General features: G+C 62.0%; 16 protein-coding genes. 6 read left to right on the top strand and 10 right to left on the bottom strand.

Going from position 1 to position 21614, the window contains the following annotated elements:
• Positions 1 to 185 precede the first annotated feature (185 nt).
• Complete coding sequence (locus tag R2R70_RS05585) at positions 186 to 1154, bottom strand: DMT family transporter (protein WP_410977513.1); 969 nt, start codon at positions 1152 to 1154, stop codon at positions 186 to 188.
• Positions 1155 to 1331: 177 nt separating this feature from the next.
• On the opposite strand from R2R70_RS05585, the gene R2R70_RS05580 reads away from it, so the two are divergent.
• Positions 1332 to 2252, top strand: coding sequence for a LysR substrate-binding domain-containing protein (locus R2R70_RS05580; protein ID WP_216060352.1), 921 nt, complete (start codon positions 1332 to 1334; stop codon positions 2250 to 2252).
• 128 nt (positions 2253 to 2380) lie between these two features.
• Here R2R70_RS05580 and R2R70_RS05575 read toward each other — a convergent pair whose 3' ends face one another.
• The 4 genes from R2R70_RS05575 to R2R70_RS05560 form a co-directional block, all read right to left on the bottom strand.
• Positions 2381 to 3961, bottom strand: a complete 1581-nt coding sequence (locus tag R2R70_RS05575; protein ID WP_410977512.1) for an aldehyde dehydrogenase (NADP(+)) — start codon at positions 3959 to 3961, stop codon at positions 2381 to 2383.
• Positions 3962 to 4418: 457 nt separating this feature from the next.
• On the bottom strand, positions 4419 to 5432 hold the full coding sequence (araD1, locus tag R2R70_RS05570) for an AraD1 family protein (protein WP_410977511.1): 1014 nt from the start codon (positions 5430 to 5432) through the stop codon (positions 4419 to 4421).
• A gap of 10 nt (positions 5433 to 5442) precedes the next feature.
• A complete protein-coding gene (locus R2R70_RS05565) occupies positions 5443 to 6615 on the bottom strand; it encodes an L-rhamnonate dehydratase (protein ID WP_024952543.1) in 1173 nt (390 codons plus the stop codon).
• 60 nt (positions 6616 to 6675) lie between these two features.
• On the bottom strand, positions 6676 to 7704 hold the full coding sequence (locus tag R2R70_RS05560) for a 4-hydroxythreonine-4-phosphate dehydrogenase PdxA (RefSeq protein ID WP_410977510.1): 1029 nt from the start codon (positions 7702 to 7704) through the stop codon (positions 6676 to 6678).
• Positions 7705 to 7928: 224 nt separating this feature from the next.
• Between R2R70_RS05560 and R2R70_RS05555 the strand changes: the two genes are divergently transcribed.
• Positions 7929 to 8657, top strand: a complete 729-nt coding sequence (locus R2R70_RS05555; protein WP_410977509.1) for a FadR/GntR family transcriptional regulator — start codon at positions 7929 to 7931, stop codon at positions 8655 to 8657.
• A 98-nt stretch (positions 8658 to 8755) separates the two neighbouring features.
• Here R2R70_RS05555 and R2R70_RS05550 read toward each other — a convergent pair whose 3' ends face one another.
• The 4 genes from R2R70_RS05550 to R2R70_RS05535 form a co-directional block, all read right to left on the bottom strand.
• Positions 8756 to 9379, bottom strand: coding sequence for a helix-turn-helix domain-containing protein (locus R2R70_RS05550; RefSeq protein ID WP_410977508.1), 624 nt, complete (start codon positions 9377 to 9379; stop codon positions 8756 to 8758).
• 287 nt (positions 9380 to 9666) lie between these two features.
• Positions 9667 to 10047, bottom strand: a complete 381-nt coding sequence (locus R2R70_RS05545; protein ID WP_410977507.1) for a nuclear transport factor 2 family protein — start codon at positions 10045 to 10047, stop codon at positions 9667 to 9669.
• Positions 10048 to 10192: 145 nt separating this feature from the next.
• Entirely contained in the window at positions 10193 to 11569 is a 1377-nt protein-coding gene (locus tag R2R70_RS05540; RefSeq protein ID WP_410977506.1) for an NAD(P)/FAD-dependent oxidoreductase, read from the bottom strand.
• Between the two features lie 153 nt (positions 11570 to 11722).
• The gene (locus R2R70_RS05535) at positions 11723 to 13468 is read right to left on the bottom strand and encodes a BCCT family transporter (protein WP_410977505.1); all 1746 of its coding nucleotides are present in this window, start codon (positions 13466 to 13468) and stop codon (positions 11723 to 11725) included.
• Positions 13469 to 14145: 677 nt separating this feature from the next.
• On the opposite strand from R2R70_RS05535, the gene R2R70_RS05530 reads away from it, so the two are divergent.
• The 4 genes from R2R70_RS05530 (at position 14146) to R2R70_RS05515 (ending at position 19837) form a co-directional block, all read left to right on the top strand.
• Positions 14146 to 15876, top strand: coding sequence for a thiamine pyrophosphate-dependent enzyme (locus R2R70_RS05530; protein WP_410977504.1), 1731 nt, complete (start codon positions 14146 to 14148; stop codon positions 15874 to 15876).
• Between the two features lie 348 nt (positions 15877 to 16224).
• Complete coding sequence (locus R2R70_RS05525; protein ID WP_410977503.1) at positions 16225 to 17391, top strand: nucleotide sugar dehydrogenase; 1167 nt, start codon at positions 16225 to 16227, stop codon at positions 17389 to 17391.
• Between the two features lie 249 nt (positions 17392 to 17640).
• Positions 17641 to 18978, top strand: a complete 1338-nt coding sequence (locus R2R70_RS05520; RefSeq protein ID WP_410977502.1) for an O-antigen ligase family protein — start codon at positions 17641 to 17643, stop codon at positions 18976 to 18978.
• Between the two features lie 208 nt (positions 18979 to 19186).
• Positions 19187 to 19837, top strand: a complete 651-nt coding sequence (locus R2R70_RS05515; RefSeq protein ID WP_410977501.1) for a DsbA family oxidoreductase — start codon at positions 19187 to 19189, stop codon at positions 19835 to 19837.
• Between the two features lie 195 nt (positions 19838 to 20032).
• Here R2R70_RS05515 and R2R70_RS05510 read toward each other — a convergent pair whose 3' ends face one another.
• A complete protein-coding gene (locus R2R70_RS05510; RefSeq protein WP_410977573.1) occupies positions 20033 to 21367 on the bottom strand; it encodes an aminotransferase class I/II-fold pyridoxal phosphate-dependent enzyme in 1335 nt (444 codons plus the stop codon).
• Positions 21368 to 21614: the final 247 nt, after the last annotated feature.

Below are 21614 nucleotides of genomic sequence, written 5' to 3'. Positions count from 1 at the left end.
GCTATGGTTAAGCGCTATGGCTGAGAGCAATGGTTGAGAGGGCAGTGGTGGAGACTGCCCGTCAGACACGCCAAGGCCGCCCTTTGAGGCGGCCTTGGCGTGTCTGAAATAGGCGAGTGAAATAGGCGAGTGAAATGTGCGGGGGATACCCATCAGGCGACCCAGACTTCATCAGGCGGGATATATCACTGATCTGATCCCGTAACAGGTACGCCTTTCGCAACCTCTCGAGGGCCGGCCACACGCTGCTCGGCGCGCAGCGTCCACATCACACCGCCGAGAATCAACAGCATGCCCAGTACTTCATTGGTCTGCGGCCATTGCCATGCCAGCAGATATCCGTAGAGCAACGCACAGCAGGTCTCGAAGACGATCATCTGGCCGCCCACCGATACCGGCAGGCGCTGGGCCGAGGAATTCCACAGGGCATTGGCGATCCAGGAGCCCCCGACCGACATGAACAGGGCTGCGGCAGCGAAGGCCAGCCAGCGTTCAGACGAGAGCTCCAGCGGCAACATCCGCGGCTGCAAGACGGCGACCAGCACAAGAATCATCACTGCCACGACCCCGGTCGCGATGCCTTGCAGGGTGGACCACTCTCGCGCGGAAAAACGTCCGGCCTTGAGCTGCTGGGCATTGCGCAGCGCGAACCATGCCCAGGACATCACGCCGAGCGAGCCACACAGCACGCCGAGCAGGTCTTGCCACTCTCCTGCGCCCTGCAGGAAGCGAAGCAGAACAGGCACGTTCATGCAGACGATTCCCACCCCGATCAGCGTCAGGGACAGGCTCACGGACAGGCGGCTCGCCTGAATATGGCGTCTCCCGATCAACATCACCGCCACCGGCACCAGCCCGTTGATCAATGCCGCGATGGCCACGCCGGCATATTGGACGGCCGCCGTCAGCAGGATGAAATACGCCACATTGCCTGTCAGCGCCAACTCCAGCAGCAAGCGGGTATCGCGCGCAGTGAGGCGAGCGGACAGGCAGCGAGCATGGGGCAACGCGATCGCCGCGGCAAACAGCCCATAGAGCCCGAAACGTGCGCAGCTGATGACAACTGGATGGATGTCACCCAGCAGTGATGGCAACACGATGACGCCTCCCCAGAGGGCACCTACCATGCCAGCATGGACTATTGCTTTCTTCATGATGAGTTGCCCTTGTCTTGATCAAGGGGCCACTCTAATGCGTTACTTAGCGATGAAGCAGCGACTTTGCCGCATCCAGCCATTCCATCAAGGAATGTGTGGTGAGAGTGCTGCCTGGAGCCATCCGCGCGAGCGCAATGACGAACACAGACACAATTCCAAATACAGGGAGCCACCATGGCAGGACGTTTCCGCCATCTTCCCTCACTGGAGGGACTCGCGGCCTTCGAGTCCGTGAGTCGCTTGGGAAGCTTCACCCGTGCCGCCGATGAGCTGTGCCTGACCCAGAGCGCCATCAGCAAGCAGATTCGCGCGCTGGAAGCGTCACTTGGCACGCCGCTGTTCGTGCGCAAGGCGCGCGGTGTCACGCTTTCCAAGGCGGGAATGCTCTACCAGCAGCACATTCTCCCGGCGCTGCAAGGGCTCGAGATGGCCGGACAGCTCCTGCGCGCGCTCCAGCACTCTGACACCGTCAGCGTGCTGGCAACGCATGCCGTCTCCCAGTACTGGCTGTTCCCCTGCCTGTTGAGCTTCAGCGCCGAGCACCCCGAGATCACCGTGCACATCCACGCCAGCAACGAGATGGATGCCAGCATGGTGCCGGACCATGATCTCGCGATCCTCTATGGCGACGGCGAATGGCCAGCGCTGGGTGCCACGCCGCTGATTCACGAAGATATCTATCCGGTGGCGCGTCCGGAGGTGATCAAGGAGCAGGGACTTTCGCTGGAAGAGCTGGCCCAGCGGCCATTGATCCAGCTGGATTCCTCCTGGAACTGCATGGACTGGTCTCATTGGTTCGCCCACTTCGGTATTCGCTACCGTGCGCCCAAGTCCGACATCACCTTCAATCAGCTGACGCTGACCTACGCCGCCATTCAACGAGGCGCCGGCATCGGGCTGGCGTGGGACTTCATGGCGGCGGACGCCATCGCCAAGGGCGAGCTGGTTCGTGTCACGGATCATCGCGCGATCACCGGCCTCGCGGAGCATCTCGTGTTTGATCTCGATCGACCGCTCTCGGCCTCCGCGCGATTGTTCCGGGATTGGCTGATCGCCAAGGCTGGGGAGGGCGGTGTGACAGGGCAGAAGGACTGAGCAGGAGAGCTGAACAGGAAGGCTGAGCATCGTGTCTAGACATGAGCCCTGAACGAGAAAGAGCCACCCCGTGGGGTGGCTCTTCTGGCAGGTGTGGACTGCACTACACCTTGTTCAATAGCGGGGTATCACCCCTCCCGCTCGCCATCCACCAGGCGGCTGATGTCGGAGGGTGCATCGTGCTTGAGCTCCGGTGGCAGCAGGGCATCCGGCAGGTCCTGATAGCAGACCGGACGCAGGAAGCGGTGAATCGCGGCGGTGCCCACCGAGGTGGTGCGGCTGTCGAAGGTGGCGGGCCAGGGGCCACCGTGGACCATGGCGTCACAGACTTCGACCCCTGTCGGCCAGCCATTGACGAGGATGCGCCCGGCGCGACGCTCCAGCACCGGCAGCAACTGGCGTGCGGCATCGTGATCAGCATCATCCAGGTGCAGAGTGGCGGTCAGCTGGCCTTCCAGCGCGCTGCAGACCTGCTTGAGCTGAGCGAGATCATCGCATTCGATGATCAACGAGCTGGAGCCGAAGACTTCCGCCTGCATGGCCTCATTGGCCAGGAAGTCGCTCGCCTGGGTGCTGAACAGCTGGGTCTGGCAGGGGCTGGCGATGGGCGAGTCGCTTTCGCCACTGGCCAGGCAAGTGATGCCGGGCTGTGAGGACAGGCTCGCCACGCCCTCGGCATAGGCCTTGTGGATGCCCGGCGTCAGCATGGTCTGCACCGGACTTGCCTGGATGGCGGGAATGGCGGCTTGCTTGAAGCGCTCCAGTGCTTCGCCCTTGATGGCCAGCACCAGCCCCGGGTTGGTGCAGAACTGACCGGCGCCCATGTTGAGCGAGCCGACGAATGCGCTGCCCAGCGCTTCGCCGCGGGCTTCCAGTGCGGCCGGCATCAGGATGACCGGGTTGATGCTGCTCATCTCGGCATAGACCGGAATCGGCTGCGGGCGCGCCTGAGCGAGGGCCAGCAGGGCGGTGCCGCCACTGCGCGAACCGGTAAAGCCGACCGCCTGGATCTCGGGATGCTTGACCAGCGCCTGGCCGACCTCATTGCCCGGGCCAAACAGTAGTGAGAAGACGCCTTCCGGCATGTCGCAACGCTTGGCGGCGCGCGCCACGGCCTGACCGACCAGTTCCGAGGTGCCCGGGTGAGCCGAGTGTCCCTTGACCACCACCGGACAGCCCGCGGCCAGCGCGGAAGCGGTATCGCCACCGGCCACCGAGAAGGCCAACGGGAAGTTGCTGGCCCCGAAGACGGCCACCGGGCCCAGCGGGATCTGACGCTGGCGCAGGTCGGCACGCGGCAGGGGCGCGCGTTCCGGCAGCGCAGGATCGACGCGCACATCCTGCCATTCACCGCGGCGCAGTACCTTGGCGAGCAGCTTGAGCTGCCCGCAGGTGCGGCCGCGTTCACCGTTCAGGCGTGCCTCGGGCAAGCCGGTCTCCTGCATGGCGCGCTGGGTCAGGGTATCGCCCAGTGCATCGATTTCCTCGGCGATGGTCTCGAGGAAGACGGCTCTCGCGTCGGGCGACGTGGCGCGATAGGCATCGAAGGCCTGGCTGGCCAGCTGGCAGGCCTCTTCCACCGTGCTCGCGTTGGCACCCGGATAGGCGGGCTCCAGACGCTCACCCGTGGCCGGATTGATGGCGTGGAGCGCCTCGCCCTGAGCGGCGAAGCTGCGTTGTCCGATAAGCTGATGACCGTTGAGTGACATCGTGTCTTCTCCTTGATAAGTGAAGCCCTGAGGCAGGTTGAGTCAGGCTGTGGGTGTCTTGTGGGCTGCAGTAGAGGACGTAATAGAAGGTGTAGTAGCGGTGGAGCTGGGGACAGCGGCAGCGCCTGTAGGCGATGCGATAGCGGCAATCGGCAGTCGGTACCAGTGAATGGCGTTGTCGTGCAGTACCTTGTCGAGCGTGCACTGGCGCAGATCGGGTGACAGGAGGGCGGAAGGTGGTGTGATCCCTTGTTATTGTCATGAAGCCTGGACGTACGGCACATCATCGGAACGATGGGAGTGGCATTGCGAGTGACGTCCATGCTCTTGCAAGTGTCGGACGTTGGCGGGAGTGCGCCCGACACTGGCTAAACTTTCTCTCAGGGCTGTCTTGTCGGTCTGTCTTACAGATCTGTCTTGCCCCTCTCTGCGCTGACTGCCGTGAGCGTCGGCGGCCCTAAAGCACTGCCATGGCGGATGGCTGCTCCGCTTGGTTGTCATGGGACTCGAAGGCGACCGGGTTGCGTAGCGCGCGCCCGAAGGCCGGTAGTTCGATCTCGAAGCGGTCTCCTTCCTGCACCTTGATCTGATCGGCGAAGCTCAGCGTGGCGGTGCCGAAGAAGTGCACATGCAGGTCACCGGGCGCGCGGAACTGGGCGTACTTGAAGTGGTGGTGTTCCAGGTTGGCCAGGCTGTGCGCCATGTTGGCCTCACCGGTCAGGAAGGGCTTCTCCCACAGGGTCTGGCCTTCGCGGGTGATACGGCTGGTGCCTTCCAGGTGTTGGGGCAGTTCGCCGATCAGCAGCTCAGGTCCGTAGCTGCAGGCGCGCAGTTTGGAGTGGGCCAGCCACAGGTAGTTGGCGCGCTCGGTGATGTGGTCGGAGAATTCGTTGCCCACGGCGTAGCCGATGCGATGCGGCTGGCCATTGGCATCGTTGAGGTACAGGCCGACCAGCTCGGGCTCTTCGCCGGCATCCTCGGCGAAGGCCGGCACGCTGATCGCGGTTTCCGGCGCGACCACGATGCTGCCGTCACCCTTGTAGAACCATTCCGGCTGCGCGCCGACCTGGCCTGCGGCGGGCTTGCCGCCTTCGAGGCCCATGCGGAACATGCGCATCGAGTCGGTGACGTTGGCGTCATTCTCGCTCTGTGCCTGGGCGGCGGCATGCATGGCATCGCGGGTATCGGCACTGCCCAGGTGGGTCAGGCCGGTGCCGGTGACGGTGCAGCGCGCGCGGTCGGGGTGGGTGACCGGCGGCAGCACTTCGCGGCGATCGATCGCCTGCTTGTAGTCGACCAGGGTGTGCGAGTAGTGCTGTTCGATCAGCGCGCTGAGCCCGATGCCCAGCTCGATGGCGCGGGTGGCCAGCTCATAGGTGCCACCGGGCAAGTCGAGCAGGCGCAGCTGGTCGCGGCTTTCGACCACGGCGACCCGCGGGCCATTGGCGGTGCGAAGTTGGACGAGTCTCATGATGGCTTCCTCACTCGATGATGTTGAACTGATCGAAGTAGTCGCTGTTCAGCTCGAGGCCCAGCCCCGGGGTCTCTTCGTCGAGGTCGATGAAGCCGTTCACCGGCTCCGGGTCGCCCTTGAAGATGTAGTAGAAGAGCTCGTTGCCGATCTCGACATCGTGCACCGGGAAGTACTCGCTCATCGGGGAGGCCAGTGAGGCCATGGTCAGGTGGTAGTTGTGCATCTGGCCGGCGTGTGGGATGACCGGCACGCTGAAGGACTCGGCGAGGGCGTTGATCTTGCGCGCGGCGGTGATGCCACCGACCCGGTTGGTGTCGTACTGGATGACGGAGACGGCGCGCTTTTCCAGCAGCTGGCGGAAGCCGTAATGGGTGAATTCGTGCTCGCCGCCGGAGATGGGAATGCTGGTCAGCTGATTGAGTTCGGCGTAGCCATCGATGTCATCGGCGATCACCGGCTCTTCCAGCCAGCGCGGCTGGAAGCGTTCCAGCTTCGGCAACATGCGCTTGGCGTAGTCCAGGTTCCAGCCCATGTAGCACTCGAGCATCAGGTCGACATCCTCGCCGATGACTTCGCGCACGGCGGCCACGCTATCCAGGTTGGCACGCACGCCCTCGACCCCATCACGCGGACCGTAGCCGAAGCGCATCTTCATGGCGGTGAAGCCTTGATCCAGATAGGACTGGGCCTCTTCCTGCATGCCCTTGAGGTCGGTGCGGTAGAGCTTGGAGGCGTAGCAGGGAATCTTCTCCTTGGTGCGCCCGCCCAGCAGCTTGAAGACTGGCTTGCCGACCGCCTTGCCCATGATGTCCCAGATGGCGATATCGACGCCGGAGATGGCGGCCATGCCGATGCCCTTGCGGCCCCAGGCGTGGGTGGAGCGGTACATGCGCTGCCACAGGTATTCGTAGTCGAAGGGGTCCTGACCGATGATCAGCGGCGTGAGGTACTGATCGATGATCGCCTTGGCGATGCGCGGTGCCAGCGCCACGTTGCCCAGCCCGACCAGGCCGTTGTCGGTCTCGATCTCCACCACTGTCCAGCCGTGGAAGCGGAAGGTGCCCATCGAGTCGCCCTTGTCCCACAGCTCATCCATGGCGTTGGAGCAGAAGTGGGCGGTCGGGGGGACGGTGTGGCCTTTCCATTCGAAGACGCGGGTTCTGACGTTGGTGATCTTCATCGAATTATCCTTGTTGTGGATGGCGTTGATTCAGGTTCATGAGCGAGAGGCGCAAGCGCATCAGGCAGAAGCGGTCTCGAGGCGCAGCGCACGCAGGTTGGTGCCCATGCGCTTGGCGATCGCGAAGGCATTGCGGGTCGGGTTGACGTCTGCCTTGCCCTGACCGGCGATATCGAAGGCGGTGCCGTGGGCCGGCGTGGTGATGGGGATAGGCAGGCCGCCCTGGACGGTGACGCCGGACTTGAAGCCCAGCAGCTTGATCGCGATCTGCCCCTGGTCGTGGTACATGGTCACGATGGCGTCGTACTCGCCATCGCGCGCCTTGATGAAGATGGTGTCGGCCGGGAAGGGGCCCTCGACCGGGTAGCCCTGTTCATTGCAGCGCGCGACGGCCGGCGCGATGACGTCGATTTCCTCGCGCCCACAGGTGCCACCTTCACCACCGTGGGGATTGAAGGCGGCGACGGCGATGCGCGGGTGTTCGAAACCGGCCAGTTTCAGCGAGTCATGAATCAGCTGGCTGGCGGCGATGATGCGCTCCTGGGTGACGTACTCGGCGGCGTCCTTGAGCGGGATGTGCGAGGAGATGCGCGAGGTCCACAGCGTCCCCAGGGTGTTGAACTCGCAGAAATAGCCCTCGACTCCCAGTTTCTCGGCGAAGAAGTGCAGCTCGTCCTCGTGGCCGAGGCAACCTTTCTTCATCGACAGCTTGTTGAGCGGTGCGAAGCAGATGGCGTCGACTTCCTCGTTCTGGGCCGCCTCCAGGCAGCGGGACAGCACCGCGAGGGTCGAGGCGCCACAGGCGGCGCTTTCCTCGGCCAGCGTCACCTCCTGCTGGGCCACGCTTTCCACCAGCATCAATGACAGGCCTTCATGCTGGCGGGCCTCGGCGAAGCTTGCGACGCGCGGCAGCTGGGTGAAGAGACCGGCCTGGCGTTGGCCCTGCTCCCACAGCCACTGATCGGCGACCAGTACGCTGTGGGTCTCGGCGAATTGCTCGGGTTCCGCGACCAGGCGCGCGATCAGCTCCGGGCCGATACCGGCGGGGTCACCAAGGGTGAGGGCAATGACAGGGCGTGTTGCTGACATGTGAATTCCAGCCTTGTGAGAGTTGGCGTTGTTGTTGGTTTCTTCAATCAATTCGCACTTTATGGTCTGCTGGTTGGTTTACCGGACCAGTTGAGATAAAAATTAGCCGAGCCCACGCTGATCGGTCAAGGTTTTCTCGAAAATTGCGACCATGGTCGGTTTGTGGATGCGCGATTAGCGGTTGTCGGTTATGCTGGTATGAAATATATACCAGTGGAGGCTGCATGAAGCAGACGCCTTTCGCCTTCGAGAAAGCGCTGAAGAATCAGACCAAGAAGGAAATTCTCGCCGACAAGCTCATCGAGATGATCCTGACGGGGCTGCTGCGCGATGGAGATGAGCTGCCCAGCGAGCGTGAGCTGGCGCAGTTGTTTGAAGTGAGTCGTGAGACCGTGCGCGGGGGGCTGGCGCTGTTGACGGGCTATGGCCTCTTGAATGTCTCGCACGGCAGCAAGTCACGGGTCTGTGCCAGTGAGGTCGTGATTGACAGCTTCCGCAATCATCCCGCGCGTCAGCAGGGCGATGAGCTCAACAACCTGGATATCGAGAGCGTCTTCGAGAGCCGGATCGTGGTGGAATCGGCCATCGCCCGCCGCGCCGCGCGGCATATCGATGAGGTGGGGCTCAAGAAGCTCGACGCCTTGCTGGAGGCTCAGTCGCAGCACTTTGACTCACCGGTGAACTTCCAGCTCTCGGATCAGAACTTCCATCACGTCATCGCCGAATACTCGCGCAACGAGATCCTGATCCGCTATGCCGATGAGCTTTATACCTACGCGCTCAACATTCGCCGCCAGGTCATGGCCGAACATGGCTCGATCAAGCGCAGCTATGGAGAGCATGTGCGTATCGTCGAGGCGCTACGTGCCGGTGACCCGGATGCTGCTGAACGCGCCATGCTCTCGCATATCGACAGCGTCTATTACACCACGCGCGACAAGATGCCCCACTGAGAGGGGGGGTATGAAGCACGAGAGTTATGCATAAGTGGGATGTATATAAGCAAGAGAAAATAAAAGAGAGCGAACAAGCGGACTCTGAGCGCGATGCCTCAGTACTCCACGCCCGTCATCACCCAGACGATGCGGGTCTCGGTCTCGCCGGGGTTGCGAATCCAGTGGGGTTCTTCCCCGGTCAGCGAGAAGCTGTCGCCCGGGTTGAGCAGGAAGACCTGCTCGCCGAGGGTGAGCTCCAGTTGGCCACTTTCTACATAGCCCGCTTCCTCACCGCGCCGTTCACGCGGCGTCTCGCCGCCGCTGCCACCGGGTTGCAGGCGGGTCATGATCAGGATGAGCTGACCGCTCAGGCGGGGGGAGAGCAATTCTTCCCGCGCACCGATGGCACCGAGGTTCATGGCACGGCGCTGATCCGCACGCACGATGGTTTCCTGCTCGACCGCCGAATCACTGCCGCCCGGCTGGAAGAACCAGCTGACGCGCACGCCAAGGGCGTCACTCAGCGTCTGCAACACCCCGATGGGCAGCGAGGAGACGCCGCGTTCCACCTGGCTGAGATAGCCGACGGATTTGCCGACGCGTTCCGCCAGTTGGCTGAGGGTCAGCTGGCGGGACTTTCGCAGGTCGCGCAGCTGCCGGCCGATTCGGCGGTCTTCCTGTTCTGCATTGCTGAGTGTGCTGCCGGTTGATGCCGGTGAGGAGTCTGAGTCCGTGGTCATCCGGTTTCCTCTTGGCAATGGGAGCTGGCGGTCAATGAGTGGCATTTCATGTGGATGAAAAGCATGCAGCGGTTTTCATCAGCAAGATTATCAGCATGCGGCGTCGAGAGATAAGCCTGTGTCGTTATCAAATCGTCGTGTCGAGGCGGAGATTGATAGGGGGCTGGCGGGTATTGATAAGGGACTTGAGATAGAGACTCTTGAGATAGGAACCTCAGAGATAGGGCTTGAGACGCAAAAGGCCAGTCATCACGACTGGCCTTTTGCGTCTGAGCTGCGCATGAAAATCACGCGGCTGGCGTAAAGGCCGGTCGCTGCTTGCGGAAGGCCTGTTTGCGGGTGATCTTGCCCTTCTCGATGGTGAAGAGATCCACGCTATCGGCCTCGACACGCAGGCCATCGGGCTGGGTCGCGATGAAGGTGCATTCGGAGACGACGCGCTGATCGGCGAAGAAGAACTCGCCCTTGGCCCACTGCACATCGGGCATGGTCGTCCAGGTATTCACGAAGGCGTCGCGCACGGCGGCCTTGCCGACGATACGCGTGCCGTGCGCCTCATCGCCGGACACGGTGTCGAAGACCACATCGTCGGCGAAGTATTCCATGACCTCATCGATGGCGTGGCGATTGAAGGCATCGAACATGGCGGTCATCTGTTCACGATTCATGGTGCGTCTCTCTGGTGCTTGCATGCCGAAGGAGGCATGTCAGTGGGAGGTGCCGCGACGGGGTTCGAGAGCGCCGCGGCGTGTCGGGAAGTGATAGCGGGAAGTGATAGGAGCGATCAGTGGCGCAACTCGCGCGGCGCGTGACTCAGCTCACCTTGTCCAGCACCTGGAAATACTTGTAGAGCAGGTGTTGCCCCATGCGCCGGATAGGCCTGAGCGGATGGGCGGGCAGCGGCGAGTTGAAGATCGGCAGATGAACCTCCGGCAGCGACTTCCCGGCGATCAGCGCGGCCAGCTGCCTGGAGGCATAGGCCGAGAACGACACGCCGTTGCCGCTGTAGCCCTGGGAGTAGAAGATCTGCTGCTTGGGGTCCGGCTGCACGATGCGCGGCATCATGTCGTGGGAGATATCCATCCAGCCATGCGAGAACCACGGCGTCTCGATGCCGGCCAGCGCGGGAAACTTGCGCGCGATGGCCTCATGCACCACATCCAGATGTCGGGCGTTCTGCGCATCCGCACCACTGATGGCGCTGCGCGTCCCGATCTGCAGGCGCTTCTCGGGCAGCAGTCGGTAGTAGTGGCGCAGCTTGCGGGTGTCCGTGGCGAAGATGGTGGAATGCAGGCCGCAGGCCTCGATCTCCTCGTCGGTCAGCGTGCGCGTCCACACCGAGTTGGCCATGATCGGCATGTTGCGATAGGCGGTCAGCGAGTGAAGGTTGGGGCTGGTATAGCCCGCCGTGGCGATGCCCACCGCGCGAGCCTTGACCGTGCCACCCGGCGTCTGCAGATAGTGGATGCCGTTCTCGGTCGTCCAGTGCTGCACCGGGCTGCTGGTGTGGATTCGGGCGCCATGGCGGCGCGCGATACGCGCATAGCTGTAGGCCAGCTTGAGCGGCTGCACGGCGATGCCCTCTGGCTCCAGCATCGCACCGTGACTCTCCTGATCGCCCATGAAGTCACGATGCACTGACGCGCGGTCCAGCGTTCGGGTCCGGTAGCCGAGGATGTTGTTGCACAGGCGTGATTCGGCCTCGAGATGCTGCATGGCCTGCGGGCTGTGGGCGATCAGCAGGTTGCCCAGCGGCTGAGGCTCGCAATCCACCTCCGGGTCCTGGGTCAGGGACTTGAAGACCTCGAACCCCTCCAGGCTATTGGCGTGCAGCTGGCGCGCCATGTCTACGCCCCATTTCCTGACCCACTGGCTGCGGCTCAGGCGCCCCCAGGCCAGATGCCCCTGGCCGCCATTGCGGCTGGTGCAGCCCCAGCCGATCTGATTGGCCTCCAGCACCACCGCCTTGATGCCATGCTCACGCGCCAGGAACATCGCGGTGGCAAGGCCGGTGAAGCCGGCGCCGATCAGCACCACGTCGGCCTCCATGTCGTCAGTGACCGGGCCATCATCCTCGGGCGGCGGCCCGGCGTGGTAGCGCCAGTAGCTCGGCGCATAATCCACCCCTTCGCCCGGGGAGCTGTCCTTGAGAGGGTCGTAGTGAGGGTTGTAAGGCTGCTTGACAGTCATCGTGGGTCACCATCCGTCTTATTGTTGGCGATCGTTGTCATTGGTGATCGTTGTTGGTGATCATTGTCATTGGCGATCAATGGCGGTGTTGGTTCGTGCGCGTTGCGCTCGGCTGGCTTGCCTGCTCGAGTCGACGTGTGCCCGTCTTGCCGCTCAGGTCGCGCCCGGGATGGGCTGGCTTCCCGACCCCGGGAGGGAGGGCGGTGTTGGCGTGGGCGTGCTAGTTGGCGTAGCGGGTGTCACAACGCTGGGGGCTTCCGGCTCAGCGGCTTCGGCAGGCATAGGCTTTACCTGATGGGCCGGCTGCATGGCCGTCGCGGGCTGTTCATGGGTCGCCTTGAGCATGCGATAGACCGAGAACATGTAAGCGATGCTGACGAGGAAGAAGGGCGCGCCGACCACGATCGCCAGGCTCTTGATGGCGTTGAAGCCACCGGCAAGCTGGAAGACGATGCCGGTGACACCGATGATCACGCCCCACAGCAGGCGCATCAGGATCTTCGGATTCTCGTTGCCATTGGAGACCTGCATGGCCGAGAAGAACGAGGCCGAATCCGAGGTGGTGACGGCAAAGACGATGATGTTGAACAGCACCGCGAGACATAGCCACCAGCCGCCGGGCATGCTCTGCAGCAACAGGTAGATGCCGGATTCCGGATTGCCCTGCACGCTTTCCCACAGCGGCACGATCTGATTGACCTCGGCATAGCCGGCCGAGCCACCCCAGATGCTGAACCACACGATCGACAGCAGCATCGGCACCACCACTACGCCGAACACGAATTCGCGCAGGGTGCGGCCGCGGGAGATGCGCGCGATGAAACCGCCGCAGAAGGGGATATAGGAGATGTACCAGAGCCAGTAGAAGATCATCCACCAGCCCACCCACTCACGCTGTTCGAAGCTGCCTGCGTCGGTCCAGAACTGGTTGACGAACACCGAGCCGAAGTAGTCACCGAACTGCTGGGTGATCATGTTCAGCAGGTACTGCGCCGGGGCGTGGCCGAAGGCCAGCAGCGCCAGCAGAATGGCGCCGGCCATGATCATGTTGAGCAGGCTGAGGTACTTGATGCCGCGCTCGATGCCGGTCGCCGCCGATGCCACATAGGCGATGATGATCACCAGCATCACCATGGCCTGACCGAAGGCACCGAACTCGAGTCCGAACAGTACCTTCAAGGCATAGCTGATGGAGGTGACGCCCAGCCCGATCATTGTGGCATTGCCGCCGATGGTGCCGATCACGCCAAGACCATTGGCAAGCTTGCCCCACACGCTGCTGTTGCAGCGCTCTCCCAGAAGACCGTAGAGGCCGGTGGCGACCGTCAGCGGCTGCCCGAGGCGATAGGCCGGAAAGGCGATGGCCCAGGCGGCCACGGCAAACAGTGCCCAGCCATTCATGCCCCAGTCCATCAGCGTGTTGCGGATTGCGGTCGAGACCCCGGCCTGCTGGCCGACCTGATTGAGGTCCTGCACATGCGAGGAGGTATAGAGATGCGTCAATGGCTCGGCGACGCTGAAGAACACGAAACCGATGCCCAGCCCGCAGCTGAAGATCATCGAGATCCACGCTACATAGCTGAACTCAGGGCGTGAATCGTCTGGCCCCAGGCGAATGCCGCCGAAGGGGCTGAGCAACAGATAGAAGCTGAAGATCAGCGTCGCGGCGACCCCGAGCACGAAGCTCCAGCCGAAATTGAAGATCAGGAAGTCACGTATGCCGGATAGCGCCGCGCCGGTCTGCTCCGGCGCCGCCAGGGCATAGATCATGATCAGGGTGTAGATGCTGAGGACGGGCCAGAACAACCCTTTATCGTAGTCGCCAAGCAGACCGGATGAGCGCGGAACGCCGTTGTTGCCAGCGCGCTCAGCCGCTGCGGGATTGCGTGTTGCTGTCACTGGGGTGCCTCCAGGAAGGGGCCCTGATGCTCCACGCCAGATCTCGTCAGACACCTGACAAGCCGACAGGAATATCGAGAGCAGATTTTATTGTTGTCATGGGAGCGGGGCTGGGACATCGCCTTCATCGAACCGGCTAGGTCCCCATCCATCGTCAGTGAATGCGCTGCAGCTGATACAGCACTCGATGAATCTTCACGCGTCACAAATGAAAATAGACGGCGAGTAAAATCGCGCAAGTGAAATTTTTCAGTATTTTTTCATTCATATGTAAATTGATTGTCTTCCGACATTAACTTCTTGAAATACAGAGAAAATAACGCTGATGCGCCGCCTGGCCCGATGGCGGCAGGCCAGCGAGCAGAGGCAGGAGGGGATAGAGAGCGGAGTAGAGGTAGGAGCAGAGAGGGGGCAGGGATAAGAGTCGGGAGGTGAAAAAGGGGACAGTGCTCATGTCCTGGTGTATCTCTCCCAGCACGCTGGGCCAGCTCGGGTATCGCTTGCTCGGGCATGAAGTTCACGCCCCATCACACGCAACGCCGTGTGCCAACGTGAGTTTCGGGGCTGGCCATTGTTTTCCGCGGCTTGGACCCAAGGTCATGTTCACTGTTTATTCGAATGAGTGAATGCATTGCTCATCCTGACCCGAAAGTTCACCGGAAAAGGAAAGCACCTCCATGGCACTAACCACATCTTCGTCAGCGTCCGTCTCCGAGATCATCGTCGATTCACTGCTTGAGGCCGGCGCCAAGCGTTGCTACGGCATCGTGGGTGACACCATCAACCACTTCACCGACGCCATTCGGCGCTCCGAGATGGAATGGGTGCATGTGCGGCACGAGGAGGTGGCCGGTTTCGCGGCAGGGGGCGAGTCCTTCATCAGTGGCGAGCTTTCCTGCTGTGCCGGCACCTGCGGGCCGGGCAGCACGCACTTTCTGAATGGTCTGATCGAATCACACCGCAATGGCGCGCCAGTGGTGTTCATCGCCTCGCAGATCGATACCAGCGAGATGGGCGTCGGCTTCCCGCAGGATGTGGATCAGAAGGCGCTCTATTCCCAGTACAGCGTGTTCTGCGAGTACCTGACCAACCCCGAGAATGCTCGCCGCATGGTCGCCATCGCGGCGCAGAAGGCGCTGGCGGAAGGCGGGGTCGCGGTGCTGATCGTGCCGGGGGATCTGTTCACCCAGAAGCCCAAGGGCTCGCTGCCGTGGCGTGCCCATCGCTTTACGCCGGTGATTCGTCCCGGCGAGCAGGAGCTGGCCGCCGTGGCCGAGGCGCTGAATGCGCCGGGCAAGGTCTCTATCTATGCCGGCATCGGCTGTCAGCACGCGCAGGAGGAAGTGCTGGCGCTGGCACGACGACTCAAGGCGCCAATAGCCTGGACGTCGCGCGCCAAGGACTTCATCGAGCCGAACAATGAACTCGAAGTCGGCATGACCGGCGTGTTCGGGCTGCAGGGCGGCTACGAGGCTGTCGCGGAGTGTGACACCTTGCTGCTGCTCGGTTGCAGCTTCGCCTGGACCCAGTTCTATCCGGACAAGGCGACGGTGATTCAGGTCGATCTGGACCCCGGCAAGATCGGTATCCGCCACCCGGTGGATCTCGGGGTCGTCGGTAGCGTCAAGGACACCTGCGCGGCGCTGCTGACCCGCGTCGATCCGCGTGACGATAGCGCCTGGCTCGACAGCTGCCGCAAGAAGTATCTCGAGGCGCGTGACGATGCCGCTGTCACCTCCGATGACGAGCGTCTGATCCACCCGCAGGAGCTGACACTGGCGCTGGATCGTCACGCCAGCGAAGACGCCGTTTTCACTGCCGATGGCGGCAGCCCGATGGTGTGGTGCCTGCGCCACATCCGGGCCAACGGCAAGCGCCGTACCCTGCCGAGCCTGATGCACGGCACCATGGCCAACGCCTACCCTCAGGCCATCGGCATCCAGAAGGCCTACCCGCAGCGTCAGGTGATCACCATGTGTGGCGATGGCGGCCTTGCCATGCTGATGGGGGACCTGCTGACCCTCAAGCAGGAGAAGATCCCGCTCAAGATCGTCATCTTCAACAACAGCACGCTGGGCTTCGTCGAGCTCGAGCAGAAGGTCGAGGGCATTCTGGATACCTACACCGAGCTCGAGAACCCTGACTTCTCGCTGCTGGCACAGTCGATGGGGCTGTGGGGGCGTCGCGTCGAGGAGAAGCACGAGCTGGATGAGGCGGTGCAGAGCCTGCTGGCCCAGGACGGCCCCGGGGTGCTCGAGGTCAAGGTCAACCGCATGGAGCTGGTGATGCCGCCACACGTGGAGGCTGGGCAGGTCGCCTCCACCGCGCTCTACTCCGCCAAGGCGGTGCTCAATGGTCGCATGGATGACGTGGTCGACCTGGTGCGCAACAATTTCACCAAACGCTGAGCGCATGACATGAGCCGGTAAGCTGCTCGGTTGTCTGTGCGAAGCTGATGCGACAGAAGGCCCCGATCCTGTGGATCGGGGCCTTCTGTATCTTTCTGTCGGGGGTATCGCTGGAATTTTTGATACTTGGCTCCTTTCGTTGTTAACGGGGCACCTCGTGCTGCTCATATTAGAAATTTGCGTCGATTCGATATCAGGTTTGCAGTGCGGGTTATGGCTAAACAACGTTATCCTTTGTTGCCAGTATCCTTTTGACGGCAGTCGGCTCTTGGTGTAGCCATCGCAATGCTTGAATTTTCGAGTGGGCGGATGTCAATTGATATATGAACGAATATAGGAATTATTGGAATGAAAATCGCCATCGCAGGCACTGGCTATGTCGGCCTCTCCAACGCCATGCTGCTCGCACAGCATCATGAAGTGATCGCACTGGATATCGTGCCGGAGAAAGTGGAAGGGCTGAACCGTGGTGTCGCACCGATTGAAGACGCCGAGATTGACGAGTTTCTGGCACGTGGAGATCTGAATTTCCGCGCTACCCTCGACAAGGAAGAGGCCTATCGTGGTGCCGATTTCGTGATCATCGCCACGCCGACCGATTACGATGCCTCTACCAACTACTTCAATACCAGGAGTGTTGAAGCGGTGATTCAGGATGTGCGCGACATCAATCCTGACGCGGTTATGGTGATCAAGTCCACTGTGCCGGTGGGCTATACGGTAGAGGCGCGTGAGCGTTTCAATACCCAGAATCTGATCTTTTCGCCGGAGTTCCTGCGCGAAGGCAAGGCCCTGTACGACAACCTGCATCCGTCTCGCATCATCGTCGGTGAGCGCTCCGAGCGTGCCGAGGTGTTCGCTGGTCTGCTCAAGGAAGGCGCGATCAAGCAGGGCATTGATGTGCTCTTCACTGACAGCACCGAGGCGGAAGCCATCAAGCTGTTTGCCAATACCTACCTGGCGATGCGCGTGGCCTACTTCAATGAGCTGGATACCTATGCCGAATCGCGTGGCCTGGATGCCAGGCAGATCATCGAAGGTGTGGGGCTGGACCCGCGCATCGGGCAGCATTACCACAACCCGTCATTCGGGTATGGGGGCTACTGTCTGCCGAAGGATACCAAGCAGTTGTTGGCCAATTATCAGGAAGTGCCCAACAACATGATCCAGGCCATCGTCGATGCCAACACCACGCGCAAGGATTTCATCGCGGAATCCGTACTCAAGCGCAACCCGCAAGTGGTGGGGGTGTATCGCCTGGTGATGAAGTCCGGTTCTGACAACTTCCGTGCCAGTGCCATGCAAGGCGTTATGAAGCGCATCAAGGCCAAGGGCGTGGAAGTGGTGGTATACGAGCCGGTGCTGGAAGAAGACACCTTCTTCGGTTCACGCGTCATGCGTGATCTCGAGGCGTTCAAGCAGGAAGCGGATGTCATTCTGAGCAATCGCATGGCCGAGGAGCTAGCTGATGTGGTCGACAAGGTCTACACCCGCGATCTGTTCGGCAACGATTGATCCAGAGTTCTGATTCTTGATCAAGACTCAAACGCCGCATCCTCGTGATGCGGCGTTTTCGTATGGGTTCACAGGGTACGGGGTAGAGGGAGCAGGTGATGACTTTCATGCTGCGCGCCTGATGCCAAGGAGGAGGGCAGTTGTGTCAGGCTATCTCGCTCATCAAGCTCACGATAGCGCTTTGCCGTATTCGATTGAGTTGCCCGTATCACCGTTCACATCGTCATCATTGGATCAGGAAGGCAAGGTATGCCGTCATTCGCTTCTGCTGCGCGCTCGGATTCATCCGGTGTTGCTCCGTATTTTCCCCCTATGATCTCGCGCGCCGTTTCCTGCAGTGTCTTCCTGTTCGGCTTGCTCAGCCTGGTGATGCCTTCTGGCTATAGCCTCGGGCCGGCGTTGCTGGTGTTGATCAGTGGCTATTGTCTGCTGCGCGAGCCGCGCAGGCTGTTGGGGGCCGCCCACAAACAAGACCTGGCAGTGATCGGCGTGGTGGCGGGCCTCGCTGCCTTGTTGCTGGTGAGCATCCTGCTGCAGGGGGATGCATGGCAGACGACAGGCGTGCCGATTCGTCTGTTGCTGGCTGTGCCGGTGCTGTTGCTGGTGTTGTCGTGTCCCCCCTCGCTAGGGGCCATGTGGGGCGGGTTGATCCTCGGCAGTGTGCTGACCGGCAGTTGGGCGATGTGGCAGAAGCTGGTGTGGGGTGTGCATCGTGCGGGAGGCTTCACCAATACCATCAACTTCGGTGATATCTGCATGTTGATGGGGCTGATGTGTCTGGCAGGCCTTGGCTGGGCGATGAGTCAGGCGGGAGCTCGGCGGCGCTATTGGTTGCTGGTGCTGCTGATTGGCGGTGCGTTTGGCATCATCGGCTCCTTGATGTCGGGGACTCGCGGCGGTTGGATCGGCTTCCCGTTTGCCGCCTGGGTGCTGTATCGCAGTTATGGTGAGGTGATCTCGCGGCGTGTGCTGCGGTTGGGCGTCTTCATGTGTGCCGTGGTGATCGCCTTGATGGTGATGACGCCGGCGACCGGTATCCAGCAACGTGTCGAAGCCGGCGTCTCGGATGTCACGAAGTACGTGGAGGACCGCAATGCCGGCACCTCGGCGGGGGCGCGCCTCGAGATGTGGCGGGGCGCCTTGTTGATGATTGCCGAGCAGCCGTGGCTGGGCAGGGGCGAGACAGGCTACGCCGAGGCGCGTGATGCGATGATCGAGCAGGGCGAGCTGAGCCGCCATGTGCAGCCCTATGAACATCCCCATAACGAGTTTCTCGATGCATGGGTCAAGCGCGGGGTGTTGGGGCTACTTGCGTTGCTGGCCCTCTATCTGGTGCCACTGCGTCTCTTCTATCGTCGCCTGGACAGTGACGACCTGACATTGCGCTCACTGGCTGTCGCCGGGGTACTGCTGCCGCTGACCTTCCTCGACTTCGGCATGACCTGGGTGATGTTCTCCCAAGCCAGCGGCGTCATGGTTTACGCCTACTGGTTGTCGATCGTCTGGGGTACGCTGTGCGCCCACGAGCGTCGCTTTGAGGCAGCGTCGCATGCCGCTTGCGATACAACCCAAGCCAAGCATGACTGATCGCGATGTCTGCATGGAATGTCAGACCTGAAGAGGCGACAGCGTTCAGCGCATGACGCTCTCGAGGTTCAGCGCTTGGCGCTTCGGAACTCTGGAGAGGCTTTGACCTGAGCGCGCACGGGGTCTACAGTACGCGCAAATTTGAGCAGTCGCTCACGAATATTGACGAGCGGTGAGGCGTGTTGCCTCGCCGCTCAGGAGAATGGATATGCAAGACAAGCTCAAGATCGACATCGTCTCCGATGTGGTGTGCCCGTGGTGCATCATTGGCTACAAGCGCCTCGAGAGCGCCATTCAGTCACTGGGCCTGGAAGACAAGGTCGAGATCGAATGGCAGCCCTTCGAGCTGAACCCGGACATGCCGGCCCATGGCGAGAACCTGCGCGCGCACTCTGAACGCAAGTACGGCACCACGCCCAAGGGCAGTGTCGAGGCGCGCCAGAACCTCGCCAACCTGGCGGCCGAGGAAGGGCTGGTCTTCAACTACTTCGGCGACATGCGCATGGTCAATACCTTCGAGCTGCACGTATTGCTCGAGTATGCCGCCGAGCAAGGCATGCAGCATGACCTGATGATGCAGTTCTTCGCGGACTTCTTCACGCTGCAGAAGGACATGTCGGACCGCGCCGTGATGGCGGACTCGCTGGCAGCGGTCGGGCTGGATGCCACGGAAGGGCTCGCGCAGCTCGATGACGCCGAAGCACGTGAGCAGGTGGTGCAACATGAGAACCACTGGAAGCAGATGGGCATCTCCAGCGTGCCCACCTTCGTCTTCAACCGCCGCAGTGCCCTGAGCGGTGCTCAGCCCAAGGAAGTGTTCGAGCAGGTGCTGAGCGAACTGATGGCAGAGAAGTCTTGAGTCACTGACGCCTGGCTCCGTCACTGACTCCTGTCGTGACAAAAAACGCGGCCCCGCTGAAAAGCAGGGCCGCGTTTTTTGTTGTGAGTGGGCAGCAGTGAAGGCATTGCGAAACCCCGATCAGCCTTGGCTCACGATTCTGAGTTCTTGCGCTGACTTGTCACTCTGGCTCACAACTCTGGCTCACAAGTCTGGTCAAAGACCCGCCTTGATATTGCTCAGCTGCTGCATGAGCGTGTCGAGGACGGCGTCCACCTGCGCTTCGGTATGCTCGCAGGAGAGGAAGAAGCGCAGCCGCGCGCTCTTCTCCGGGACGGCGGGGTGCAGGATGGGCTGGACGTTGAAGCCTGCCTCGAACAGCTGGTTGGAGAGGCGAGCGGCCACCAGCGAGCTGCCCAGAATCACCGGCACGACGGCAACGCCCAGGCTGTCGCCGACATCGAGCCCCAGGGCGCGGGCGCGCTTGAGGAAGTAGCCGGAGACATCATGCAAACGTGCGATGCGCTGCCTGGCATCGTCGCCTTGGAGCAGTTCGAGAATCTTCAGCGACGGGGCGGCGACCTGTGCCGGCATGCCCACCGAGTAGAGGAAGCCCGGCGCGAAGTAGCGCAGCATGCTGACCAGCTCCTTGCAGCCGGCGATATAGCCGCCGCAGCCGGACAGCGTCTTGCTCATCGTGCCCATCCAGATATCGACGTCACGCGCAGCGATGTCGAAGTGCTCCCTCAGGCCGAGCCCGCGCTCCCCAAGCACGCCGAAGGAGTGGGCTTCGTCGACCATCAGCCAGCAGCGGTACTTCTGCTTGAGGGCGATCAGGCGCGGCAGGTCCGGCACGTCACCGTCCATGCTGTAGAGGCCTTCGGTGACGATCAGCACGCGCTCGAACTTGCCCCGCTGGGCACGCAACAGCGCTTCCAGCGCGTCCGGGTCATTGTGCGCGAACGGCATGCGCCGGGCGCCGGACAGCTGAGCGCCGACCAGCGAGCTGTTGTGGATCCACTCGTCATGCAGGATCAGGTCCTTCGGCCCGAGCAGATAGCCCAGCGTGGAGACATTGGTGGCGTGGCCACTGACGAAGACCACCGCATCCTCGACGTCGTAGGTGCGCGCGACGGCGGCTTCCAGCTGCTGGTGGATCGGTCGCTCGCCGGAGACGGCGCGTGAGGCCGACACCGAGGTGCCATAGTGCGCGGCAGCATCCGCCGCGGCCTTGACCACCTCCGGATGGCGCGAGTAGTCGAGGTAGTTGTAGCTGGCGAAGTTGACCAGCTCACGCCCTTCGATACGCGTCGTGGCGCCAGCACAGCCTTCATGCACGCGGAAGAAGGGCTCCGGCACGCCAAAGGCGGCGCCGGCCTGCTGCATCATGCTGAGTTGCTGATAGCCCGGTTGGCGATCGAAGCGCACGAAGTCATCGCTGATCTGAAGCGGTTCAGCGCTCTTGTGGGCGAAGATATCCTCATCATTCGACTGCGTATTGGCCGGGCGAGTGCGGCGCGCACGCGCCTTGTCGAGCAGTTGCTGCTTCATGTCACTGGCGGATGAACCGGGGGAATTGCGGGTTGCCAAGAGTCGAGTTCCTTACACATGTGATGCTGACCCAAAAACGGGCGCAAGAGCTTTGGCTCTCCGCCCGTCGGGTATCTTCAAGCTGATCGTGTGCGCTGACGAGGCATGGGCCTTGGCGAGAGCGAGGACTGCTGTCAGGGCCCGATCTGGCGATGTCCGTCTGCCTGTCACCGTTGCGCGAATGGGTCGACGTTACGCCAAGATGGCG

Source organism: Cobetia sp. SIMBA_158, from assembly GCF_046566945.1.
Classification (GTDB): Bacteria; Pseudomonadota; Gammaproteobacteria; order Pseudomonadales; family Halomonadaceae; genus Cobetia; species Cobetia amphilecti.
Note: the sequence above shows the minus strand (reverse complement) of the source record. Positions and strands in the feature narration are given on the sequence as shown.